General features: G+C 28.9%; 15 protein-coding genes. 7 read left to right on the top strand and 8 right to left on the bottom strand.

Features of this window, described 5'->3' with window-relative positions:
- Position 1: 1 nt before the first annotated feature.
- On the bottom strand, positions 2 to 3,025 hold the full coding sequence (locus tag AC2I98_RS14830; protein WP_486412414.1) for a SusC/RagA family TonB-linked outer membrane protein: 3,024 nt from the start codon (positions 3,023 to 3,025) through the stop codon (positions 2 to 4).
- A 1,944-nt stretch (positions 3,026 to 4,969) separates the two neighbouring features.
- Between AC2I98_RS14830 and AC2I98_RS14825 the strand changes: the two genes are divergently transcribed.
- On the top strand, positions 4,970 to 5,566 hold the full coding sequence (locus AC2I98_RS14825; RefSeq protein ID WP_486412413.1) for a helix-turn-helix domain-containing protein: 597 nt from the start codon (positions 4,970 to 4,972) through the stop codon (positions 5,564 to 5,566).
- 372 nt (positions 5,567 to 5,938) lie between these two features.
- On the opposite strand, the gene AC2I98_RS14820 is transcribed toward AC2I98_RS14825, so the two are convergent.
- The 3 genes from AC2I98_RS14820 to AC2I98_RS14810 all read right to left on the bottom strand — a co-directional run bounded on the left by AC2I98_RS14820 (position 5,939) and on the right by AC2I98_RS14810 (position 10,749).
- Positions 5,939 to 7,903 (bottom strand): GmrSD restriction endonuclease domain-containing protein, encoded by a 1,965-nt coding sequence (locus AC2I98_RS14820; protein ID WP_486412412.1) that lies wholly within the window; start codon positions 7,901 to 7,903, stop codon positions 5,939 to 5,941.
- The gene (locus AC2I98_RS14815; RefSeq protein WP_486412411.1) at positions 7,903 to 9,315 is read right to left on the bottom strand and encodes a DUF262 domain-containing protein; all 1,413 of its coding nucleotides are present in this window, start codon (positions 9,313 to 9,315) and stop codon (positions 7,903 to 7,905) included. Before AC2I98_RS14815 ends, AC2I98_RS14820 begins: the two co-directional genes overlap by 1 nt.
- A gap of 162 nt (positions 9,316 to 9,477) precedes the next feature.
- Positions 9,478 to 10,749: a hypothetical protein gene (locus AC2I98_RS14810; protein WP_486412410.1), complete on the bottom strand. Its 1,272-nt coding sequence runs from the start codon at positions 10,747 to 10,749 to the stop codon at positions 9,478 to 9,480.
- A 420-nt stretch (positions 10,750 to 11,169) separates the two neighbouring features.
- Between AC2I98_RS14810 and AC2I98_RS14805 the strand changes: the two genes are divergently transcribed.
- On the top strand, positions 11,170 to 12,831 hold the full coding sequence (locus AC2I98_RS14805; protein ID WP_486412409.1) for a reverse transcriptase domain-containing protein: 1,662 nt from the start codon (positions 11,170 to 11,172) through the stop codon (positions 12,829 to 12,831).
- 15 nt (positions 12,832 to 12,846) lie between these two features.
- Here the strand turns inward: AC2I98_RS14805 and AC2I98_RS14800 are convergent, their stop codons facing one another.
- The 4 genes from AC2I98_RS14800 to AC2I98_RS14785 form a co-directional block, all read right to left on the bottom strand.
- Entirely contained in the window at positions 12,847 to 14,079 is a 1,233-nt protein-coding gene (locus tag AC2I98_RS14800) for a hypothetical protein (RefSeq protein ID WP_486412408.1), read from the bottom strand.
- A gap of 1 nt (position 14,080) precedes the next feature.
- Complete coding sequence (locus AC2I98_RS14795) at positions 14,081 to 14,254, bottom strand: hypothetical protein (protein ID WP_486412407.1); 174 nt, start codon at positions 14,252 to 14,254, stop codon at positions 14,081 to 14,083.
- Between the two features lie 717 nt (positions 14,255 to 14,971).
- Positions 14,972 to 16,297 carry an endonuclease NucS domain-containing protein gene (locus AC2I98_RS14790; protein WP_486412406.1) on the bottom strand — a complete coding sequence of 442 codons (1,326 nt, stop codon included), beginning with the start codon at positions 16,295 to 16,297 and terminating at the stop codon, positions 14,972 to 14,974.
- Between the two features lie 135 nt (positions 16,298 to 16,432).
- Positions 16,433 to 16,573 (bottom strand): hypothetical protein, encoded by a 141-nt coding sequence (locus AC2I98_RS14785; protein WP_448367850.1) that lies wholly within the window; start codon positions 16,571 to 16,573, stop codon positions 16,433 to 16,435.
- A 144-nt stretch (positions 16,574 to 16,717) separates the two neighbouring features.
- On the opposite strand from AC2I98_RS14785, the gene AC2I98_RS14780 reads away from it, so the two are divergent.
- The 5 genes from AC2I98_RS14780 to AC2I98_RS14760 all read left to right on the top strand — a co-directional run bounded on the left by AC2I98_RS14780 (position 16,718) and on the right by AC2I98_RS14760 (position 24,479).
- Positions 16,718 to 18,268, top strand: coding sequence for a type I restriction-modification system subunit M (locus tag AC2I98_RS14780; protein ID WP_486412405.1), 1,551 nt, complete (start codon positions 16,718 to 16,720; stop codon positions 18,266 to 18,268).
- A gap of 2 nt (positions 18,269 to 18,270) precedes the next feature.
- The gene (locus tag AC2I98_RS14775) at positions 18,271 to 19,521 is read left to right on the top strand and encodes a restriction endonuclease subunit S (protein ID WP_486412404.1); all 1,251 of its coding nucleotides are present in this window, start codon (positions 18,271 to 18,273) and stop codon (positions 19,519 to 19,521) included.
- A 15-nt stretch (positions 19,522 to 19,536) separates the two neighbouring features.
- Positions 19,537 to 20,607 carry a J domain-containing protein gene (locus AC2I98_RS14770; protein WP_486412403.1) on the top strand — a complete coding sequence of 357 codons (1,071 nt, stop codon included), beginning with the start codon at positions 19,537 to 19,539 and terminating at the stop codon, positions 20,605 to 20,607.
- Between the two features lie 63 nt (positions 20,608 to 20,670).
- Positions 20,671 to 21,408 (top strand): DUF3800 domain-containing protein, encoded by a 738-nt coding sequence (locus AC2I98_RS14765; protein WP_486412402.1) that lies wholly within the window; start codon positions 20,671 to 20,673, stop codon positions 21,406 to 21,408.
- 206 nt (positions 21,409 to 21,614) lie between these two features.
- Positions 21,615 to 24,479 carry a type I restriction endonuclease subunit R gene (locus tag AC2I98_RS14760; RefSeq protein WP_486412401.1) on the top strand — a complete coding sequence of 955 codons (2,865 nt, stop codon included), beginning with the start codon at positions 21,615 to 21,617 and terminating at the stop codon, positions 24,477 to 24,479.
- Positions 24,480 to 24,489 lie beyond the last annotated feature (10 nt).

Raw genomic sequence — 24,489 nt, 5'->3', positions numbered from 1 at the left:
GTTAATATGTTAAGTTAAACCCAAATGACCATGTTCGTAAAGCTGGTGTATAACCTGAAAGATTAAATTCAGGATCTAGCCCTTTGTAATTAGTTGAAGTCCATAAATTTTGTCCTTGAAAAAAGACCACTCCTTGAAAACGTTTAAAGGTTTTTCGAGGAAGTTGATAACTAAATTGTATATTTTTAAGACGGATGTAATAAGAATCCATCACACTAGCATCACTCAATCTGAAATTAGCATTAGCAGTACTCAATACGCTACTAGCACCACTGCTTGGTTTTTGGTAGCGAGCATCGGTATTTGTAGGTGTCCAATAATCTAAAAATTCAGTACTATAATTTCCTATAGTTCCCAAATTACCCATTCTAACAATTAAATTCTCTCGGGTTTGAGATGAAACTTGCATCAAAACATCCAACTGAAAATTCTTGTAATGGAAAGTATTTTGAAATCCACCATACCATTTCACACCTAATTCTTTAACAACTGTACGGTCGTTTGCATCTAATTTCCCATCATTGTTCACATCTTCAAATTGATAAACACCTGTAACGGGATCAACTCCTAAATAGTGGTACATCTTTTTTAAGACCATCGATTGACCAATTACTAAAGTAGAAGCATAAGTAGAAGCTTCTAAATTTGGAAAAGAGATTAACTTATTTTGAGGAACACTAAAATTAAAAGACGATTCCCATTGGAAATTACTATGTTTTATCGGCTTAGCACTCAACGTCAATTCAACTCCTTGATTCTGAACAACTGCATCCAAATTTGCTTGTACAGAAGTAAAACCTGTTGTACCAGGTAATGGAATACCGACTAGTTGATTGCCTGAACGGTTGCGATAATAGGCTGAAGTAAATTGAATACGATCCTTTAAAAATCCCAATTCCATCGCTACTTCAAATTTACGTGTGGTTTCCCAACCATAATTGGCATTAAACAATCTACTTGGCGTTATTCCTTGCGTTCCATTATAAACAACTGTTGTAGTGGTATAAGTATCATAAAATTGATAATTGCCTATATGATCACTACCTGCTGTACCATAACTTGTTCTAATTTTCCCAAATGACAACCAATTAGAGTCTTCTAAAAATTTTTCATTCGAGAAAATCCATGCTGCACCTACAGCACCAAAGTTGGCAAAACGATTATTTGGTCCAAAACGACTCGAACCATCGCGACGTCCAGTTAAATTGATGTAATAACGATTAGCGAATTGATAATTGAAACGTCCATAAATAGCTGTATAACGGTAAGTAGTTGAAGCATCACGTGTTATTTGAACAGTTGCCGCTGCGCCCATATTCTCAATGAATTCGTCTGAAGTAAAATTAGACCCATTTTGCATTAAATAATCAGCAGATGTATGTTGAAAAGTTGTCCCCACCAACGCTTCAATTTTATGTCTTTCCCATTTCTTTTGATAATTCAATTGAGGCTCAACCATCCAATTCAATTGTTGAATAGATGTGGTAGATAAAGCAGAGCGTTCACTTCCATAATTGTAAATAGGATTATATAAAGTTTTAGGATAAATCATTCGCTCATTAGCATCATTAGACGTATAACCAGCATTAAATTGAAAGGCTAGCTCCTTTATAATTTTGTAATTTATATTTAGTTGACTAAGAAAATCGGTTTGATTGGTTTTGTAATTCTGTGTAGCAGCAGCCATGGGATTTGCAAACGTATTATTCGCCCAATTAATTGTGCCATTCCCTACATATAACTCAGGTGCATTCGGTGCTAATGATTGATAGATCCGCATAAAATCTGTCGGAGGTAAAAAATTGTTTTGCAATGTATAAAAGGCACTCAACTGAAGTTTTAATCGTTTGTCTATACTTTCGTGAGAAAGATTCAACCCTATTTTCGTTTTCTTATACCGATAATCACCAGGAAAAATAGTGGTTTCTTCTTGATGACCACCACTTATCATAAATTGTGTTTGTGCACTCCCTCCTGATAAACGAACTTCATTTGATGTTCGGGCTGATCGACCACCTACAAAATAGCGTTGCCAATCGGTATTCTTTGTAGGATCCCACGCTCCATTAATATCGTATGCATTTGCTGGATAAGTTGTAAGACCATCATTAGCAAATGCATTTTTACGCATTTCGAGATAGTGAGAAGTCGACATCATCTTTGGAAGATTAGCCACCTCACCAATAGTATATGATGTCGCGTATTGAAGCGTCGTTTTGGCTTTTTTTCCTTTTTTAGTGGTAATCAAAATCACTCCATTCGCTCCACGTGATCCATAAATAGCTGTAGCATCCGCATCTTTTAAAACTTCAATACTTTCAATATCAGATGGACTTAAAAAATTTAATGGATTCGCATCTTGATAAGGGAAAATAGCTCCTGATAAACCCGATACAAATTCATCTGCAGCTGTTACAATAACCCCATCCACTACATACAAAGGAGTGTTAGCTTCATATCCACTTTTTAAAGCAAAGCTCCTCAAACTATTTCGCCCTCTAATTTGGATATCAAACCCACCACCTGCAACACCCGAATTTTGTACGATACTCACGCCAGCCATCCGTCCTTGTATGGCAGAAAGTACATTATTCACAGGCTGATTCTCGATTTCCTTTGCCGTAACACGTGCAATAGATCCCGTTCGTTCTTTGTCTTTTACAGCATAGTATCCTGCATTGACCACCACATCTTTCAGCTGAATCTCCTCCTCTTCTTTTGTGAAACGTACATTGATCACGCTTCTATTCAATACCTCTTCTTCTCGAATAGGGAAATCCAATTGCTCAAAAATCAGTTTAGCATCATCATGTTGTAAGATCAACGAATACTGTCCATTAGTATCGGTAAAAGTAGAATTATCCGTTCCCTCCTCTTTTACCATTACGCCCACTAACGGGATTTGAAGTTCTTTTACCGTTCCAGTCACGGTTTTACCTGTTTGTGCCAACAAAGGTGTTGCACAAAACAATCCCAATAATACAGCAAATGACTGCCTACTGAGTTTGAAGTAAAATTTTTTCATAATTTTACATAAGTTTTTAATTCAACATTAGTTTTAAAAGCCACTCCTTTTCCTGCACATCGCGCCAACTTTGTTTTGGGGAAAGGGGTTTTGTTTTTTTACGTTTTACGGTCTACGCTTAACGTTTTACGTATTTTTTTTCAATTCTATCTTTAACCACAATAGAAACATAGTGTTTGTTAAGTTTTACGGACTTTGTCATTCTGAGCCTGTCGAAGAATCTTTTCTTCTTCATTTTTTATTCATTTTCTGTTTGTTTTAATTTTTGGTATTCATATGCCTTACAGGGAAGAGCGCAAAAAACATTTGAAATTAAAAGGAGAAGCCATAGTATAGCTTAGGTAATCCTTTTCTTTAATGTCACTTTTTACTTGACTAAAAAGTAACCAAAAAGTCAAGGCCGTAAACCTCTCTACTAAAAATGTTCTCATTTCACTAAACGTTTTACAAACCCTACGGGCTAAAACCTTTTTAACGTTACATTCAACCATTTTCTTAACGTGAGAGTTTTAATGCCAGTTTTTCATCCTTTTTCAATATTCAAATTCATTATCACTTTTAATACGGGCACTGAGTTTCGGTTGCTGAGCCTGTCGAAGCATCGAAGTGCAGGCTCTATTTTCGCGCGCACGCATTCGCGTCTGTTTATACCTCCTTAAAAATTCCCCCTCCGACAGGTTTTAAAAATTACATTAATAAATGAAAACTAAAAATTAACACTAATTACTTTATGAAGATCATTTATACTCTTTGTGTTGTCTTCGGGGGATAGAGTGTGAATCTGTTTACTCTTTCATAATTTTACATAAGTTTTTTAATTCAACATTAGTTTTAAAAGCCTCTCCTTTTCCTGTACATCGCGCCAACTTTGTTTTTGGGAAAGGGGGTTGTTTTTACGTTATAAGTTTTACGCTTAATGTTTTACGTGTTATTCTTTCTTGCTGTCACATTGAGTGATTTTCATTTCATAGAAAAAGAAAATAGTATCGAAATGTCCTTTTCTTTAATGTCACTTTTTTTCGTCAAAAAAACTAACGAAAAAAGACTTGGCTGTAAACCTCTCTACTAAAAATGTTCTCATTTCACTAAACGTTTTACAAACCCTACGGGCTAAAACCTTTTTAACGCTGCACTCAAACATTTTCTTAACGTGAGAGTTTTAATGCCGGTTTCTCCATCCTTTTTCAATATTCAAATTCACTTTCTACAATGAGTTTTGTCATTCTGAACTCGTTTCAGAATCTCGTCCTTAATCTTAACCTCAAATACATAATACATTGTACTTTTTACATCGTACAACTCTAAAATCTCAATTCTCACGTCTCACATCTAAATAACAGGTAGCAGAACCTCAATAAATTTGGAAAATGGCAATAAAGGGTTTACTTTTAAGGTGCGAAAAATAAAAGTATAACCAAACTGTCAAAGTCTCATTACCGAGGCTCTGATAGAGAGCGTGTAAAGAAAGGTTAGCCCTTTGCTTTACGTTCCGTTAAATGTTATAAAACGGAGGTTTGTTCTTTAAAAGAATGGTTAAAACAAACAGACTTTGTCTGGCGGTTTTTTACGGATGAATGGAAATTGTTTCGTTCTCATTTTGTGTTGGGTTTTATGGAACGATGTACTTACAAAGTAGAGGAATTATATGGTAAAATACCAGATAGAGCACCCTCAACTTTTACTCGTGGTTCCGCCAGAAACCGTCTCTGAACAAGTCAGAGTTGCCTAAAAGTTAACGAGGAGTGCCCTACTGGAATATTTAGCAAAGTTACAAAATTCCAGCAATAGGCAAACTCTCGGTCAACTCGTGGCAATCTGGCGGATTTCGAACGAGTGACATCGTCTAAAGTAACTTATAATTTACTTTTTTTCTGTCGCTATTGTTTTCATAAACAAATATATGAATAAAAATAGATAAAACAAAATAAACTAATCTATTTTAATATGAATAAAGAATATTATCAAAAAGAATATGGAAAAAGAGTTTCTAAATTTTTAATCTATTATAATCTTACAGAAGGTGATTTAGCTAAATTAATTGATTCAAACTCTACCAATATTAGAAGTATCATTAATGGTGAAGTTGGCTTAAATATTAACAAGATGATTAATATAGCATCTGTATTCGGTCTTACATATTACGATTTTGCAAATCCAAAATTTAAATTACCTTTAAAAAGTAGTCTTCCTGAATTAACTATTAAAATAATTAAAGAACGACAGAAAAAAGGTTCTATTATCCGTGATAAATCTAATATTCTTGCAATAGAACTTGATCGTTTAATAAATGAAGGTATTTTAAATAAACCTATTACTTCAAAACTTCTTCTATCCTTAATGAATTCTGATGCTCAGAAAAAAAGCTCAACTAGTATTACAAATCTTTTAAGAAAAGAACCCAGAAATACATTAATAATACAGCTTAAACAAAAATATGGGAATGAAAGTATTTTTATTGAAAAAAAATATGCTGAAAAATATACAAATATGAGCACCGAAAAACTAAAATTATTATTGGACTCTAAATACAATTACCTATAGCTTTAAATTTTCATGCTAATTTTTTTAGATTTTGATTTTAATACAATATAATAATGAATAAAGGCTCTTTTATGAAAGCCTTTATTTACTCAACCTCTGTCAACTGTCTTGCGATTTCTAATTTTTCTTGAAGTATACATAAGTTGCTACACTTTCTATGATTAGTAAACTCGTTATGTAGCTCAAAACAGCAAATAATTTCAAAATATTCATATCTAAGCAGTTATAGTATTTCTTAAATTAAAAAACCTTTAAAAGGTGTTTTTGTGGTTCCACTTAGTATGAATTAATATTTTATAATTAATTAAATTACAAATACTTGTGAAAAGTATTTATTTTTAGGTATCAAAATGGTAACAAAAAATAAATTTTTTAATTTCTTAACAATTCAATAATATCGCTGTAATGCTGTTTAACAACATTATCATTCCAAACTTTATCAGTTGAATTTTGTAAGGTTGCATCCATTACTAATAGTTTTAAGCTCGATAAAATATTATTTGATTTAATATAACTAAGTTTATTTTCAACCGTTGCATTACTTAAGGTAGAATTTAAATTCGTTGATAGTAGGCATAGATTTCCTATGTTATTTAAATAATTTATTTTTCCTTGATCCAACTTTTGATTTTGTGCATATAAATGCTCTACAGAATTATTATAATGAAAATAATAGGATTTAAGACTCTGTTTATTCAATTTAAATTTTTTCAATACTGATGAATTTTCATCTTTAAAGAATAAATCATCATAAATTTTATATTCAATAAAATTGAAAATATCATCTTCTATAGCTGTTCCATTATTTACATAATCAAAGCTTTTCGGATTTTGAACAACTAAATCTGTAAACTTTTCGTGTTTTAAAGACTTTAATTGGTCATTACTTAATTTAGTCAAACTTGACTGAGATCTTTTAAAATCAAAATCCAATAACTTACTATAAATATAATTTTCACTTAAATTAAATATGAACTCATAGAATTTCACTCTTTCTACAACTAATTCAATCGTATTATCCTTTATAATTACAAATTTTTCTAAAAACTGTAAACAATCTAAAAGCCAATATTTATAATTTTGACTTGAATAGCTTACTTGAAAAAATGATTGAAGTTGTTTAATTCTATCGTGAATTAATGATTTTTCTAATTCTTCTTGTGTATCATTTTCACTTATATTTTTTGAAGAACCAAAACTTTGATAATAATATCTATGATCTGGTGATAAAGTTAAAATATCCCATCCTTTACTTGTATCATCAGCCTCTCTTTTTATTATAAAACGATCGAATATAATTCTATAAATTATTAATTTTTGTATAAAATTAATAACTAAATCTGCTGTAAATTCTTTATTAGAATAAAATGTATCTAAAAAATCTTTTTTATTAAGTACTTTTTTATCAAAATAGAGAGAATATACTGTTAAAAGAAAATATTCAAAGCTTAATACACTTGAAAATTTAGCCTTACTATCCGTTTCAGTGATTACTTCAAAAGAGTCAAGTTGAAGAATTGATTCTAGTGTAAATTCATGCTCACTCTCTAGATAATTCTCTAATAAGTTTTTTTCTTTTACTTGAAAATTGAAATAATTCTCTATCCAATTATTATCCAATACTTCAAAATACTCCTCCATATTTGCTAACTTATCCCAAGTTGTTATAAACAATTCTGATAAATTAGGATATTCATTTTTTACTAGACCAAAAAATTTTGCACGAACAAGTTCTATCTCTTCTAACTGTTCTCCTCTATTATTCATAATTTCAAAATAATGGTTTAAATCAGTATCAGCTGGAACCATTACTTGCATAAGAATAACTTTATTTAAATATTCAATTAATTTTTCTATTTTATCTTCTTTACCAATAAAATAATTCTGAATCACCTTATGCCCATCCATAATATGAAAGTTAAGATTACTATCATTTAAATCTTTTTGGATATCTTCCTTTTTTAAAATCCCTAATGTATACATAGAACTCGGTCTACTCTGAAACTTTAAAGCAGTTAATCTAGAAAGCTTATTTACAATACTAATTTGATTTAGGTATTGAAATAAAATATAAAATGTGGTTAATCTTTGCTGACCATCGATTACTTCATATTTATTATTAGAAGACTGATAAACAACCATAGAACCTATATAATATTTCACTACGTCTTTGGAATTAACATCCTCAAAATGATAAAATATATCATCTAATAAGCGAACTATTTCCTTTTTCTCCCAAGCATAATCTCTTTGATAAATAGGAATTACAAACTCTTTATTATGTTTATTAAACAAATCAATTACTTTAATTTCTTCAATCTTAGTACTATCTATCATTATGTATATTTTAAGTAAAGTCTAACTAGTTCATCTAAATTATTTCTTAATAATTTTTTTTGATTTTTTTCTAGAGCATTATTTTTTATAATTAAATCTAAAGCTTCACTTGATTTAAGTCTTATATTAATAAAGTCTTTTACAGTAAGTGAATCTTCTATTATCCTAAACATTGAATTGCTATAATTATTTAAAGCATATTTATCTACATCTTCCCATCCAATATTCATACTAACAATACGTTTTGTGTATACATATACAAAGATTTTCTGTATTGCTAAATCTAGTTTTTCCGTATTAAACTTGTCAAAATACAAGAAACATAAATTAATAAAAAGATTTCTTAAGGCTTGATCACCTTTACGATTAAGATTATAAGAGTTTACATAGCCTATCATTTCTAAGCTGTCCGAATTCAATTTTAGCTTTTCAATTAAAAAGCTATTCTCTCCATTTTTTACTGAATATTTAGATATATTAAATAAGAATTCACTAGATTTATAATATTCTACATATTCAAAGAATCTTTTACCATTAGTAATGACCTGATTAACTTCAAATGGATATATAATATAATTAGCATCAAATGTTCTATCATAATTCGAATTATAATGATGCAACGCCATCTCTAATAATTTAGCTTTTTGAAGTTTATTAGAAATTATTGTAGAATTTAAACTAACTCCTTTAAATGTTTCTATTTTCTCTTTAGAAAACCCTAAGCCTGATTTTTGTTTAGATAGTCTTCTTACACGGAACAAATGACTTCGTAAAAATTGATCTAATCGATCTTTATTATATTTTTCCCACTGATTTACTATATTAATCTGTTCAATCTCGGTATTATTTTGCATTTCACGTAAATGAAAGGCTTTTAATAAATCATGTGGCATTAAATCTAAACCTCTTGAATTTTGTGAATCAAAAAATTGGAATGCTTCAGTTTCTTTACTTAATATAAATACATTTAGATAACATTTATCTATAATATAATGTATCACCTCGTTGGTTAATTCTGATTTCCTAGAATTAACTATCTTTTTAGTATTAATAATATTAGCCTGACTAATCGGAGATTTATAATTTGATTTTAATAAAGGAAGATTAATATTTACTTTACACAAGTGTAATAATATTGTTAATGTTGTTAAACGTTGTTGTCCATCGACCACATCGAAAATATCATTAATCGATCTCTTTTCTTTTTTATTTGCATTAAATAATACTACTGAGCCAATTGAATAATTCTTTTTATTACCCGCTACGAAAATGATATCGTCTATTAATTGATGTATATTTTTATCTTTCCATTTATATGGACGTTGATAATCTGGAATATCTAGGTTTAATTCAAATAATTTTTGAATAGATAAACTTATCTTATTTTCTTGAATTGCTTTATTGAGAGGCATTTTGATTTTGCTTACTATTAAGATCTAGTTATTAATCACATTTAAAAACTTCTTCTAAATTATATTTTGGTGGTAATAGTTTAAATGATTTATCAATTTTAGTTAAATTGTATTTTTGTTTTTAAATCGATTTATTATCAATATGTTGATTGAAAATTCACCTTATTTATCAGATACTTCTATACTTTTCACAAATTCACTTTCAAAAAAACTTTTTTCTTGCTGTTCTCCAAATCGATTAATTGGAATAATTTCTAACACACCTTGTAATCTGAAGTTTCTAATTTCACCACGACGAAGTAGACAATTTGTATTAATTTTTAAATTATTATAAATATCTAAAGTTTGTTCTTGATTTAAAGCTTGTACAAAAGTTTTAAATTCAGCTAATGATGAATAAATTCCTCCATCTACTTCAACTTTATTTACTCTTATTATTCGTTTAGTAATATTGTTATTTCTGTCTTTGTATTTAATCAAATAATATTCATTTGGTATAAAATCATAAAATGATACCCTATCTTCATCTTTTTGATATTTTACACCCAAAACATCATGACAAGTTTTATAATCTATTTCAATTTTTTGTTTTCTAATTTTATCAGAAAATAATGATTTTACTAATAACTGATGATAATAATGATAAAAAGCAATTGAATGAGGTTTTAATAGTTCATAACTAATTATTTCATCTGTAAGTTCACCCTCACTATTTTTAAAAACAATAGGATTTTCTAATTCTATTTGAATAAGTTTTTTTGACTTGATCAATTCAGGAAATAATTTAACTTTTTGATTTAATTCTTCATGATTCTCTATAAAAGCTAATACTTGATAAGGTAAAAATTCTTCAGAGAAAGTTTTGGTAGTACTATTGTACCATTTACATTTTAATTCAAGCTTTATATCACCTGTATCTTCACAGATTCTCTTTTTTTCATCAGAGAACTTATAGCCAATAATTGTCATTACAGGAGGTAAAAACTCTAAATAAGCACTAGTTATAAATTTAGCATTATCTAAATCATTCGTTTCTTTAATCGCCCTTTTTTTTAATTCTAAATCAACTGATTTTAAAATAACTAATTTATTATAATAGCTGTTGTAAAATTCATTTTCAAATTTATTTAAATCAATATCTATTATTCCAATAGATGTTAAATTAGCTTCACTTAATTTATTTTCAACATAATTTAATGCATTAGTATTAAAATTTTTACGCTCAAATTTACCTGCTTTTGAGTTATAGTAAATTGTATGTACTATACTTCCTAAATTTACACTTGAAATAGAAGAGTGAAATTTTTCTTTTTTAACTTCATAAACATTTAAAAATGGTGAAGTGTATTCGTGATTTGCTCCAATTAAAATTGAAGAATCTATAAAATTGTTTGTATTAAATACAGCAATACTACCTTTTTCTATATTAGTCATTATTTTCTATATCGATTAGTTGTGGCAAATGTAATTAATAAATATCTTTGAAGCGAATCCTTTAGGTAGAGTTCATTAACATTTAGTGGAATACGAATCAATATTGATTTACTTTATAGCAGATAGGTTATAGAGGTGGGTTAATACCAATTTTCATCCAACTTCTGGGGAATTCCCCATAAGATTGTATGAAAATCGGTAAGATAGACAGTATTAAGGCTACTTCTGGTGTGGTTTCTATTAAACCAACAGCTGACATATATTCTATGACATATAAGGTTGTTTCCATTATTTGGGCTTTTGTTATAATTGTTTTATCAAAGATCATCGCATTATCAATGACTCAGTAATTGGGTACTGTTCCAACGATGTGTATGTTAATGTATAAACGCTATTGCTACCTAAGGATTTTTTTAATTTATGATACAAGAATTACCAGATTGGTTTAAAATAAAAGGTTATACGCATTTATCTCCGACTATACAGCTTTCGGATAGTGAACGTATTATTCATCAAATTAAAAACCCTAACTTTGTCGCGAAGTTTGCTTTTTATCCTTTGATTCATAAAATTATCAAAGAGCGTAAATACAAACAAGCTGATCCTAGCAAACATCATACAGTAGGAAGACGACATTCTCATCTTTGTATAAAAACCAATCAAACTTTAAAGACACAAAAAGAACGTCCGTTGCATTATGCAAGTCATATGGATTCGTTAATTTATGGATATTATGCTCAACTAATAAATGAACGTTATGAAAAGATTTTATACAGTCAACCAGCATTAAATGATGCCGTTTTAGCATATAGAAAAATAGAAACTTTCAAAGGTTCTGGAATAGGAAAATCTAATATTCATTTTGCAAAAGAATGTTTTGATGTTATAACCAATTACAATAGTACTTGCGAAGAAGTTGGCGTATTAGCATTTGATCTAAAAAGCTTTTTCTCAACCCTAGACCATCAAATATTAAAAAGAACTTGGGCTAAATTATTAGGGAAAAATGAATTACCTAAAGATCATTACAATGTATTTAAAGCTTGTACAAAGTTCAATTATATTTTATTAGATGATTTAAGAATTGGTCAAAAACAGTTAGGAAGAAGAAGAAATGGATTTAATGAATCTAAGTTAGCCTCAATACGTAAACACAAAGGCTACAAATGTTTTTTTAAAGATAATGAGGAATTTAGAAATGAAATTCAACAAGGAAATCTTAAAATTTATAATAATCCATTTTATAGAGAAATAGAAAACATAAATAAGCATAAATCTAATACTCGAAAAATAAATGTAGGTATCCCGCAAGGGTTACCTATATCTGCTACTTTAGCAAACCTTTATTTGCTTGAATTCGATCAAAAAATTATTGATTTTTTAACCCAATATAATGGAGTCTATCGTCGTTACTCAGATGATTTATTAGTAATTTGTAAGCGAAGTGATATGAGTAAAATTGAATCCTTCTTTTATGATTTAATTAAAGACTATAAAATTACTATCAGTAAAGAAAAAACAGAGCGTTTTGTTTTTAAAATGGTTGAGTATAATCTTGAAAAACAAAAACGTTTAGAATGTTTTAAACATTCAATTGATAATATTGAAACTAAAAGCTACTTAAACTATTTAGGGTTTGAGTTTAGAGGATACCATACAGGTATTAAATCAACCAATTTGGCTAAATATTATCGTAAAATGATTTCTTCAGCTAAGAAAAAAGCTAAAAGAGCCCATCATTTACATCAAAAAGATGAAGCAATTAAACGTGTTATCTATCTTAATCAATTAAGAAAAATAACCACTCTTCCTATACGTTTACAAGCTATAGAAAATATTGAAGAAAAAAATCTTCAACGCAAGTATAGCTTATTAAAATACAATGTAACAAAAGGATTTTATGAGTATGTTCATTATCCTCCAAATCCTAATAAGATGAAGAATAGATCAAATTATCATTCTTATATTAGGCGCTGTTGTACTGTTTTTGAAACTGACACTTTTAATAGGCAATTAAAAAAGAATAGAATGATAATGCATAAAGCTGTAAACTACCATTTAAAAATTAAGCACAATCAATGATTGTGCTTAATTTTTTTAATTATTTTTCTTAATCATAACATCAGATATTATTTCTCGAATTTTATACTTCAAGTCATAATCAATATCCAGTTGATCCGCTTTACCGCAGATATTAATTAATTTACTTAAATTATCCACTATTAATTTATTTTTGGGTAAAAATAAATCTTTAATCTCTTTACAATTCCTTAAACTTGGGCTATTTGAAATTTTTTGAATAATTGCACTACATAAACCTTTAGGATCTTTCGAACTTAAAAATTCAAAATATTCCTTTTCGAAACCATCTATAGAGGTAAATTCATTAAATAGAGTACTGAATTTTTCATCTAATGTTTTAATACCAGTTTTATGTGACACCCTAATAGCAACAGTTTTTGCATTTTGGATTTTAAAATTTAATGGAAAATGAATATTAAAATCATCTTTCGAATACAATGTTATTTTCTGAGTAAACACGAAAGATTCTTTTCCTAAATCGTTATTTGTCATCTCAATAGATGATTTTATAAATCCGATATCACCCAATTTCCTCATTAAACCTTGTGAAATAACCATCGATATTTTAGATTCATTAATATCCAATGATTCAATTTTAAAGTTATTTCCTTTATTTCTATTTTCATATTCATTTAATAATAGAATAGTATACACGAAAGTGAATGCTGTTCCATATTCCTTAAATTTAGATGAATTTACAGCTCTTAAAAACCATAAATTATTTTTAGATTTTAATAATTTAAATTTTCTGTCTTTAAATAATTTTGATTTTGTAAGCCAAATTGCATTAATCTCTTGCAATTCTTTATTCAAACCATTTTTTCTAAGGTAGTTAATATGGTTAGCCAATTTTATCACATCATAAAATTGATCTTTCGAGTTATATATAGCTTTTGCATTAATTGGAGCATCTTTATAATCATTAAATTGAAAATAAAAATCTTTTGCCTTAGCATTTAAACTTTCATCCTCATTTTCAAGAATAAATGTTGTTAATTTTTCTCCATTGCATAGATGGTCGATAAATTCATATTTTGATAGCGCCTTATTTACCGCATCAAATGCAATATCTACATTTTCAATATTAATATTAAAATCCAATCCATCAGGATTAAATCTGTTTAAGATATCATTTAAATATTCATCATTATAATCACTGAATAACTTAGTTAACTGCTGAAAACTAACTGAATTATTCGATTTCTTATCTATAAATGTAATCGATTTTGTATTAAAATTATGCTCCATATTACTTCTCTTTTCCAACTCCTTCGAATGGTGTACCATCCTGTTTAACATCCATAAATTTTCCTGTATTTGTTTCTCTTTTAACCCATTGTTCTGTTTTAGGGTTAAAAATTTGTGAGCATTGTCTTACTGCTCCGTGGCGTCGATTATCACCCGGTGTTCTATTAGTAGCCATCTACTAAAAATTTTAATTCGTTAATATTTTTTTAATAAAATATCCCACTTGAGGCAAATCAGGATTGAATTTGTAGTAACCGAAAAGAAATATGAATATTATAGAAATTATCTATTAAGTTTTATATTAAAAACTTATTTAAAGTTCTATTTTTGATTCATAGAATATCAATATTTCTTAAAGAGATTTCGATTATTAAGAAAATCATTACAAAAATAAACTCGGTACGTCGGCAAACAATTCCGAGTTTTTTTATGCAATAAACTCTCCTCTATTTTTTATATTATGTCTTCATTTATTTAATAATTACCTTAGTTGTTTTTCAAAATTAACACAAGATTTTACAATTAAAAATCTCAAAATATTAAAAATTAAAAAGATTATCAACAAGTTGTTAATTAATTGATAATCATTAATTAATAGATAGTTTTTTATTTCTTTTAAGTAAATAAATTATTTAATTATTTTGATGTTATTAATTAATTTTTTATTGAATAAAATCACTCTAATATAAGTCGTCTAAATTCAGTATTTTATGTATTAAAAAATCCCCAATTTTGCTATTGAGGATCAATATCTTGAATAGAATTAAACTATACAACTTCGCTAAGTTTTAAAGTGAGGTTTTTTGTTTTTACGTGAAACCGTAAGTTATTGTTAAGTGGCTATTGTATGTTTGATAAATATTATAAAGTAAAAACTCTTCTAAAAACAACATTATAATTTGTTAAATTCAAAATTGTAAGTGAATAAATCGATATTGTCTTTAGATTTTACAAGATCAATTAAAGCATGATTTGGTTGATGTAAACAAATAATTCCTTTTATTTCACGTTCTAATTGACTTGAAAGTGCAGAAATATAATTTTCAATTTGATCAACAACTTCTACTCCAGCTTCATTTCTTTTTAACTCAACTAAATACAACTGATTAGTAGATTTTTCAATTAAAAGTAAATCTAATATTCCATTGATATACGGTATTCTGTACTGTCTTCCATAAATAAAATCATCTTGATAAATTTCTAGTTCTTTTCCGAAAACATTTATCCCATATTTTATTTGTTCTACAATCATATCTTCAAGGGATTTTTCCTTTGATAAAAGTTTAACTGATTGAAAATTTGAAATTTCAAATGGTTTTTTAGGTTTAAATAATCGTTGAATAATATTATCAGTATTTTTAGTATTTTCTTCATTCGAAAGGAAATCTAGTTTTAACTTTTGATAATATACAGAAGAAGGATATTTATCTAATACAAAATTTAATACTTCTAACGCTTTTTTAAAATTTCCATTCTTTTCTAAAGCAAATAAGTAATTGTTTGTAAAAATCTGAAAATCATCTAACTCATTTTCATATGTTATACTAGATCTAATTTCAAAATTACTTTTAATATCAAATAATTGAATTGATTTTTCAAAGTAATGCAGAGCTTCTTCAAATTCATACAATTTTATATAGGAATAGGCTAAATCATTATATATATTCCATAATATTAGATCAAAAGTAGAAGAAGGTAACTCTTCTTCATTTAAGTTAGAAATTATATCATTTATATAATCTAAAAATAACAAATTCTGTTTAATAGCATTTTCATCATTCTCTAATTCAAAATAACAAAGACCAAGAAAATAGTAGGCTATTTCATCTTCCATTCTATTGAAATGTAAAAGTGCTAAATCCAAATTATTTTGGTTCAATTCCATTAATCCATTTATGAAGTCTGTAAAATCAGTATTTGGATCAATAGCTTTACAGCTTTCATAAAAATAATCTAAAGATGTTTGATTAAAGCTTGAAAGAAATTCCTCCCAAATCATTAAATACAGCATCGCATTTAATTCAAAATCTTCTTTGAATTTATAAGCTAATTCATCATAGAATTGATCTTTTTGTCCATTTATAGCTTCTGAAAATTCTTCTGAATTTTTAGAAATTTCATTTCCATGAATGCTTTCAATTTCCTCAATTGTATCACGAAATAATTGCTCAGAAAAATTAGTCTTTAATTCTTCTAGCATTGTTATTATTTTATTCATTTAGATATTTTTATAAAGTTAAGTATTAGAACATTCTTGTTTTTACGGTTTCCCGCATTATTAGAAAGATTTATTAAAGTAATTTTACTAAAAAAGTATTCGCCACTTTTTTGTGACGAATACTAATTTTTTAAATTAATCTCCAGGTTTGTGTTTATGAGGTTTTAAAGCTGGATGCTTCGGTTTTGTTTCAGGAGTTACCCTTCTTCTTCTGTCAGGTGAACCATCATCTTTTTTCGGTTTCGGACCTGGTTTGATTGCTAAAATTGAAATCATTGTCAAATAATTTAGAGTTAATAATACCAAAAGTAGAAAACTATAACGCCACATAATGACGCGAATCAATAATACTTTAGCAAAACTAAAAGAAACATTAAACAAACTAAACCAATTTGTATCTTTACCAAACAATAAATAAATATGTCAACAGATCAAAAACAACAACTAGAGCAAAAGCTTTGGGATATAGCTAATACACTACGTGGACGAATAAATGCTGATGAATACCGTAACTATATTTTAGGTTTTATTTTCTTTAAATATTTATCAGAAAAGCAACATTTGTATGCGAATGGATTATTAGAGGAGGAAGATGTAAAAGAATATACAAAGGTTTCAGATGATGAAACGTTACAAGCGATAAAAGAAGAATCGTTGGCCCAATTGGGTTATTTCTTAGATCCAAATCAGTTGTTTGAAGTGATTGCCAAAAAAGGTCAAAATAACTTTATTATAGAAGAATTAGAAGCAACATTAAACTATATCGAACAATCGACAATGGGAACAGAATCTGAAGAAGATTTCAACGGATTGTTTCAAGATGTGGATTTAGCTTCTACAAAATTGGGTAAAACACCTGATAAACGCAACGAAGTTATTGTAGAAATTTTAGGAAAACTAAACGAAATTGATTTCAAATTAGAAGATATCGAATCGGATGTATTGGGTGATGCCTACGAGTATTTGATTTCAAACTTTGCGGCAGGGGCAGGGAAATCGGCTGGAGAATTTTATACACCACAACAAGTTTCAACTATTTTATCGAAGATTGTAACTTTAGGGAAAGATAAAATTCGTTCTGTTTATGATCCTACGTGTGGTTCGGGTTCGTTATTGTTGCGTGTTGCCAAAGAAGCAAAAGTAGCCGATTTTTATGGGCAAGAGTTAAATCCGACAACCTACAACTTGGCTCGAATGAACATGATTTTGCACGATGTACATTTTTCTCGTTTCAATATCGAGCAAGATGATACCTTAGAAGATCCTCGTCATCTCGAACAACGTTTTGAAGCCATCGTTGCCAATCCACCTTTCTCTGCAAATTGGAAAGGCGATACCAATCCACTAAATGCACAAGACGCTCGTTTTTCACAATTCGGAAAATTGGCTCCAAAAACCAAAGCCGATTTTGCTTTCTTGCAACACATGTATTACCAATTGGCAGATAACGGAACGGTTGCTTCTGTTTTTCCGCATGGAGTTTTGTTTCGTGGTGCAGCAGAAGGTAAAATTCGCGAATATTTTATCAAAGAGCTAAATGCTATAGATGCTGTAATTGGTTTACCAGCCAATATATTTTACGGGACGTCGATTCCGACTTGTATTGTGGTACTGAAAAAATGCAGAAAAGCTGATGATAATATTGTCTTTATAGATGCCAGTGGCGATGATAATTTTATAAAAGAAGGAACGCAAAACAAATTACGCGAACAAGATATTGCACGTATTGTAGATGCGTATGCAAATAGACAAGAGATAGAGAAATATTGTCATTTAGCAACGTTGGAAGAAATTGCCGAAAATGATTATAACCTAAATATACCACGTTATGTAGATACGTTTGAGGAAGAAGAAGCTATTGATGTAAACGCTGTTACAGAACGCCTAAAAGCAATAAACACCGAATTGGTTGATGTAGACAAAAAGTTGACAGAATTTTGTAATGAATTGAATATCCCAACACCTTTTTAAGTATGGAAAAACAATTACAACCAAAATTGAGATTTCCTGAATTTGAAGAGGATTGGTATTCTGATAAATTAGGTAATTTAATGAATTTTAAAAATGGTGTTAATGCATCAAAAGAAAATTACGGATTTGGACATAAGTTTATTAATGTTTTAGATATTATTAATAACAATATTATTACAAATGATTTAATTATAGGAGAAGTAAATATTACTGAAAAAGAATTTGAAAAGAATATTGTTCAAAATGGTGATATTTTATTTCAAAGAAGTTCTGAAACAAGAGAGGAAGTTGGTCAATCGAATGTTTATTTAGATGATTTACCAGCAACTTTTGGTGGTTTTGTGATTAGAGGAAAATCTATTTCTGAATACAATTCATTTTATTTACACTACTTATTAAAAACGACTAAAGCTAGATTAGAAATTACAACTAAAAGTGGAGGAAGCACAAGATTTAATGTTGGTCAAGAAACATTGAGTAATGTAGTAATAAATATATCACCATCACTTCTAGAACAACAAAAAATAGCAGATTATTTATCAACGATTGATAACAAAATAACCTTGTTAGAAGAAAAGAAAACCGAACTATCTCGTTACAAAAAAGCCATGATGCAAAAACTCTTTTCGCAAGAAATACGTTTTAAGGATGATAAGGGAAATGATTTTCCAAAGTGGGAAGAGAAAAGATTGGGAGATATAATTGAGAGAATGTCAACAGGATTAAACCCAAGACAAAATTTCATTTTAGGAAAAGGTAAAAACTATTATGTTACAATAAAAAACATCTCTAATGGTAGGATAGATTTTTCTAATTGTGAAATGATAGATGATAGAGCTTTGAATCTAATTAAGAAGCGTTCAGATTTATCTAAGAATGATATTATAATGTCTAGTATTGGTAATATAGGTGAAGCTTATTTATTAAAAGAAGATCCATTAAATTGGAACATTAATGAATCTGTTTTTATGATAAGGTCAAATGTGAAAGTTATTCTTCCTATATTCATTTATTATATTTTGTCGAATGATAGTACAAAACGTTATTTTGAAAATAATATAACAGGTAGTTCATTCAAAAGTATAAAGATTGGTGATTTAAAATTGTTACCAGTTATAACACCTTCATTATCAGAACAACAAAAAATAGCAGATTTTTTATCGGCCATAGATGAGAATATCGAAAAAGTAAGTGAACAAATAAAAGAAACACAAAGCTTCAAAAAAGCGATGTTACAGCAAATGTTTGTGTAGAGAAAATATTTAACCATGACAAACTACTATAAAATACTTGGAGTATCTGATTTTGCTACGCAAGATGAAATAAAAAAAGCATTCCGTAAACTATCTAAAAAGTTTCATCCTGATCTAAATGATGGAGATGAATTTTTTGCGAATAAATTTAGAGAACTTAAAGAAGCTTATGATTTTTTAACTGATGATAGTAAACGATCATCGCTTGATAGTTTTTTGAGAGGTGGTTCATCAAATAAATCAACTCAAAATAATACTTATCAAGAAGATTTAAAGCGTCAAAAAGCACAAGAAGAATTTCGAAGAAAACAAAAAGCAGAAGAGGAAGAATTATTAAGAAAAGCAGAAGAGTATCGTAAGAGTCGTAAAAAAAACAAATATGATTTCGATAAGAAAGAATACGAGAAAGAGCTAAACAATAAAATTGGAAAACCTTCGAATAATAAAAAGAAATCATCATGGTTACCTGCTGGTTTTATAGGAGCAATGGTTGCTTTTGGTATATATAAATGTAATGATTTTAATAATAGATCAAATTATCCTCCTATTGTCGATAATAATTATGTAGATTCAGTGAGTAGTGCTGTAGTAGATTATTCTTCAGGTGTAGTTGATTCTTCTTATACAGGTGGAAATGATTACAATTATCAGAATACTGCTCAGTCTTCATATGATACTCAGGATTTAGTAACGAATCAAGAATTTTATACTTTAGGATCAAGTAAAGAAGAGGTTAAAAGGATTCAAGGTTCACCAACACGAATTAGTAATTATGAAACGATTGGTGAAATTTGGGGATATGGTTCAAGTACGATTACTTTTAAAAATGGAAGAGTTTATGAATATTCGGATAATCAAGATCAATTATTTATTGAAATTCTTCCCGAAACAGATTACTTAGGAATTTCAAGATTTTCTATTGGAGCAACAAAGTTTGAAGTTAAAAAAGCACAAGGAACACCAACTCGAATTAATAAATATGAATCTATAGGTGAAATATGGAGCTATGATGGTAGTACAGTTACTTTTAAAAATGATAAAGTTGCAGAATATAATGATTTCAGAAATATTTTAAACGTTGAATAAATTGGTATGAACGCTAAATCAGAACAATTATTAGAGATGAAATGCTTGTATAAAGAATAGCGTATGAAAAAGTATTATTTGTTTATAGACGAAAGTGGTGATCATGGTTTGGTAAACTTAGATCCGTCATTTCCTGTTTTCTTGTTGTGTGCTATACTCACAAGCGAAGAAAATTACGCGTCTATAAAGAATAATATCAATCAGATTAAAAATAAATTTTGGGGAGATAAAGATGTCATTCTTCATTCCAGAGATATTCGCAAATGCGAAAAAGAATTTCAGGTTCTATTTGATTTAGCACTCAAAAAGGATTTTTATGAAATGATCAATCATGTTATTTCAACTTCTAAATATCGTGTATTAGCATCGGCAATCAATAAAGAAAAATACATTAATATGTATGGTAAGCTTTCTAATGATGTGTACGAATTAGCATTGTCTTTTGTGATAGAAAGAGCTATTTTTTCTTTGGACGAAATAAAAGGTGTACAGAAGGAATTGGAAATCATTATAGAAAAACGTGGAAAAAAGGAAGATAAAAAATTAGAAGAACACTTTCAACGCTTATTGGCAAGAGGGACATCGTATGTTTCGCCTGAACGTTTGAAAGATGTCTATTTAAAAATAACCTTCAAATCCAAAAGAGAAAACATCAATGGTTTACAATTATCCGATTTGGTCGCTTATCCTATTGCACGCTATGTGATCGATAAGAAAAGAGCAAACCCAGCATTTGAAGTTGTAAAGGATAAAATCTACAAGAAAAATGGAAAATTGTATGGAATTAAAATATTTCCCTAAAAACAAAAGCCAATCAAAAACGACTGGCTTCTGCTCGACCGGGGACACCCCAATCCTTTGTATCTTAGTTATTTTAAAGACTAATTTATAATGCAAATATAATAAAAAATATAACAAAAAACGTACTTTATATAACAAATATTGTACTTGTTGTACAACAAGTTTGATAGTATATAGAACAAAACACAAATGTTAAGAGTTTAAAAATGAACGCTCAACCAGAACAATTACTAGAAAACGGATTAATTGACCAATTGCAATCTTTGGGTTACGAATCAATAACATTAAAAGATGAAGCAGATTTAGTCCAAAATTTTAAACGCCAAATAGAGAAGCACAATAAAGTTGAATTAGCAGAAGCAGAATTCAACCAAATTATGTTGTACATCAACAAAGGAAATATTTTTGAACGAGCAAAAACTTTGCGTTCTCGTATTCCTTACGTTAATAGTTTAGGAGAAAATAAAACCATACAATTATTAGATAGTAAAAATTGGTGTAAAAACGAATTTCAAGTCGCGAATCAAATCACTATGAAAGGTTCGTACGACAATCGCTATGATGTAACCATATTGATTAACGGTTTACCTTTGGTACAAGTTGAGTTAAAACGTCGTGGTTTGGAGTTGAAAGAAGCGTTCAATCAGATTAATCGTTATCAACGTCATTCATATACCGCAGGTTTTGGATTGTTTCAGTTTATTCAATTGTTTGTCATTAGTAACGGTGTTAATACCAAATATTATTGCAATGGTTCGGTGCGTCAACGTAATTTTAAGCAAACGTTTTATTGGGCGAAAAAAGATAATTCATTAACAACAAATCTATCTGAGTTTGCAGATGATTTTATGAATCCTTGTCATTTATCAAAAATGATTACGCAATACATTGTGCTCAACGAAACACAAAAAGCATTGATGGTGTTGCGTCCATACCAATATTATGCGGTTGAAGAAATTATCAACCAAGTAAAAACGACCAAAGATTACGGTTACATTTGGCATACGACAGGTTCGGGAAAAACATTGACTTCGTTTAAAGCAGCTCAAATTTTAACGCATATTCCTGAAGTTCATAAAGTCGTTTTTGTGGTTGATCGTAAAGATTTGGATTACCAAACAGCAAAAGAATTCAACAGTTTTGCGAAAGGTTCTATTTATTCTACCAATAATACAAATACGTTAGTAGAACAATTAAATAGCGATAACAAACTGATTGTAACTACTATTCAGAAACTGAATAATGCCATTACAGGTAATCGCTATAAAAACCAAATGAGTAGTTTACAAAACGAGCGAATTGTATTTATTTTTGATGAATGTCATCGTTCTCAATTCGGAATGACGCACGAAAATATTGTCAATTTCTTCCAAAGTGCTCAATTATTTGGTTTTACAGGAACACCAATTTTCATAGATAATGCTGGCACAAATGAATATGGAAAACGAACAACTAAAATGTTGTTTGGTGAATGTTTGCACAAATATGTAATTACAGATGCAATTCGAGATGGAAATGTTTTACGTTTTGCGATAGAATATATTCGAACGTTTAAACAAAGAGATGAAATTCAGGACATCGAAATTGAAAAAATAGATGAAGCTGAAGTAATGAATTCGCCTATTCGTCGTCGAAATATAGTGAATCACATTATTCAAAATCATCCAAATAAAACACATCATAAAACCTATACTTCTATGTTTTGTGTGGCTGATGTAGATGCAGCGATTGAATATTATCAATTATTTAAAACAGCGAAAGAAGAAGGAAAACATAATCTGAATATCGCGACAATCTTTACCTATCAAGCAAATGAAGAAGATAAAGATGCCGGAACGATTACAGAGCAGTTTGATGATGAAGAGCTAGGAATGGTTGCCGAAGATCAAGAAACGTATACTACAAAACATAGTCGTGAATATTTGGACGAATTTATTCTCGATTATAATCAAACGTTTCAGACGAACTATTCGACTAAAGATTCGAAATTATTTTACGAATATTACAATGATATTACAGCTCGTGTAAAAACGAAACAGATTGATGTATTAATCGTTGTCAATATGTTTTTAACAGGTTTTGACAGCAAAACGCTGAATACATTATATGTTGACAAGAATTTAAGATATCATGGATTAATTCAGGCTTATTCCCGTACGAATAGAATTTTAGATGAAGTAAAATCGCACGGAAATATAGTGTGTTACCGAAATCTAAAAGAAGCGACTGATAAAGCGATCGAATTATTTGCCAACAAAGATGCAATAGAAGATATTATAGAGCCTCCATTTGAACGATTGGAAGAAACTTTTCAAGAAAAATATGATGAATTAATTGAAATTGTTCCAAATGTAGATGCAGTAAATGACTTGAAAAATGAAGAAGAGCAAGCTGAGTTCATTAAAGCATTTCGAGATGTGATGCGATTAATCAATAAAATGAAGCAATATGCTGATTTTTCTTTTGCTGATTTACCGTTATCTCACCAAGAGTTTGAAGATTTTAAAAGTAAATATTTAGACTTATACGAAGAAACAAAAGGGATTAGCAAAGAAGAAGATAAAGGCCATTCGGTTTTAGATGATTTGGATTTCGAATTAGAATTAATTCATCGTGATGAAATTAATGTAACCTATATCATGAATTTGATTGTTAAATTACAATCAGCTTCAGTTACCGATAAGGCTAAGCAAGAAAAAATGATTCAAGATTTACTGAACAGTGATTTGAAACTGAGAAGTAAAAAAGAATTGATAGAAAAATTTATACAAAAACAATTACCATTTATTACAGATGCAGATCAGGTTTTAGAAGAATTTGATCAGTTTGTTTACATCGAAAGACAAAATGCTTTAAAAGAAATGAGTAAGGTCGAACAACTTGATCCTTCAAAATTAGAAAAAGTAATTGGCGAATATCTTTTTTCTGATAAACAACCTTTGCGCGATGATATTGTTGGAACAATGCTTCAACGTCCAAGTTTGAAAGAACGCAGTAGTAAAATAGAGCGTGTTACGCATAAAATATTTGATTTTGTGAATACGTACGTTAGTGGATTTGTTGGGAGGTAAAAGATAGAGG

The organism is Empedobacter sp. EJD.6dd (assembly GCF_057369435.1).
This window is presented reverse-complemented; position numbering and strand designations above follow the sequence as displayed.

Bases quoted from the DNA above. Each gene is read 5' to 3' on its own strand.
- AC2I98_RS14830 (WP_486412414.1), bottom strand. From the start codon at position 3,025: ATGAAAAAATTTTACTTCAAACTCAGTAGGCAGTCATTTGCTGTATTA.
- AC2I98_RS14825 (WP_486412413.1), top strand. From the start codon at position 4,970: ATGAATAAAGAATATTATCAAAAAGAATATGGAAAAAGAGTTTCTAAA.
- AC2I98_RS14820 (WP_486412412.1), bottom strand. From the start codon at position 7,903: ATGATAGATAGTACTAAGATTGAAGAAATTAAAGTAATTGATTTGTTT.
- AC2I98_RS14815 (WP_486412411.1), bottom strand. From the start codon at position 9,315: ATGCCTCTCAATAAAGCAATTCAAGAAAATAAGATAAGTTTATCTATT.
- AC2I98_RS14810 (WP_486412410.1), bottom strand. From the start codon at position 10,749: ATGACTAATATAGAAAAAGGTAGTATTGCTGTATTTAATACAAACAAT.
- AC2I98_RS14805 (WP_486412409.1), top strand. From the start codon at position 11,170: ATGATACAAGAATTACCAGATTGGTTTAAAATAAAAGGTTATACGCAT.
- AC2I98_RS14800 (WP_486412408.1), bottom strand. From the start codon at position 14,079: ATGGAGCATAATTTTAATACAAAATCGATTACATTTATAGATAAGAAA.
- AC2I98_RS14795 (WP_486412407.1), bottom strand. From the start codon at position 14,254: ATGGCTACTAATAGAACACCGGGTGATAATCGACGCCACGGAGCAGTA.
- AC2I98_RS14790 (WP_486412406.1), bottom strand. From the start codon at position 16,297: ATGAATAAAATAATAACAATGCTAGAAGAATTAAAGACTAATTTTTCT.
- AC2I98_RS14785 (WP_448367850.1), bottom strand. From the start codon at position 16,573: ATGATTTCAATTTTAGCAATCAAACCAGGTCCGAAACCGAAAAAAGAT.
- AC2I98_RS14780 (WP_486412405.1), top strand. From the start codon at position 16,718: ATGTCAACAGATCAAAAACAACAACTAGAGCAAAAGCTTTGGGATATA.
- AC2I98_RS14775 (WP_486412404.1), top strand. From the start codon at position 18,271: ATGGAAAAACAATTACAACCAAAATTGAGATTTCCTGAATTTGAAGAG.
- AC2I98_RS14770 (WP_486412403.1), top strand. From the start codon at position 19,537: ATGACAAACTACTATAAAATACTTGGAGTATCTGATTTTGCTACGCAA.
- AC2I98_RS14765 (WP_486412402.1), top strand. From the start codon at position 20,671: ATGAAAAAGTATTATTTGTTTATAGACGAAAGTGGTGATCATGGTTTG.
- AC2I98_RS14760 (WP_486412401.1), top strand. From the start codon at position 21,615: ATGAACGCTCAACCAGAACAATTACTAGAAAACGGATTAATTGACCAA.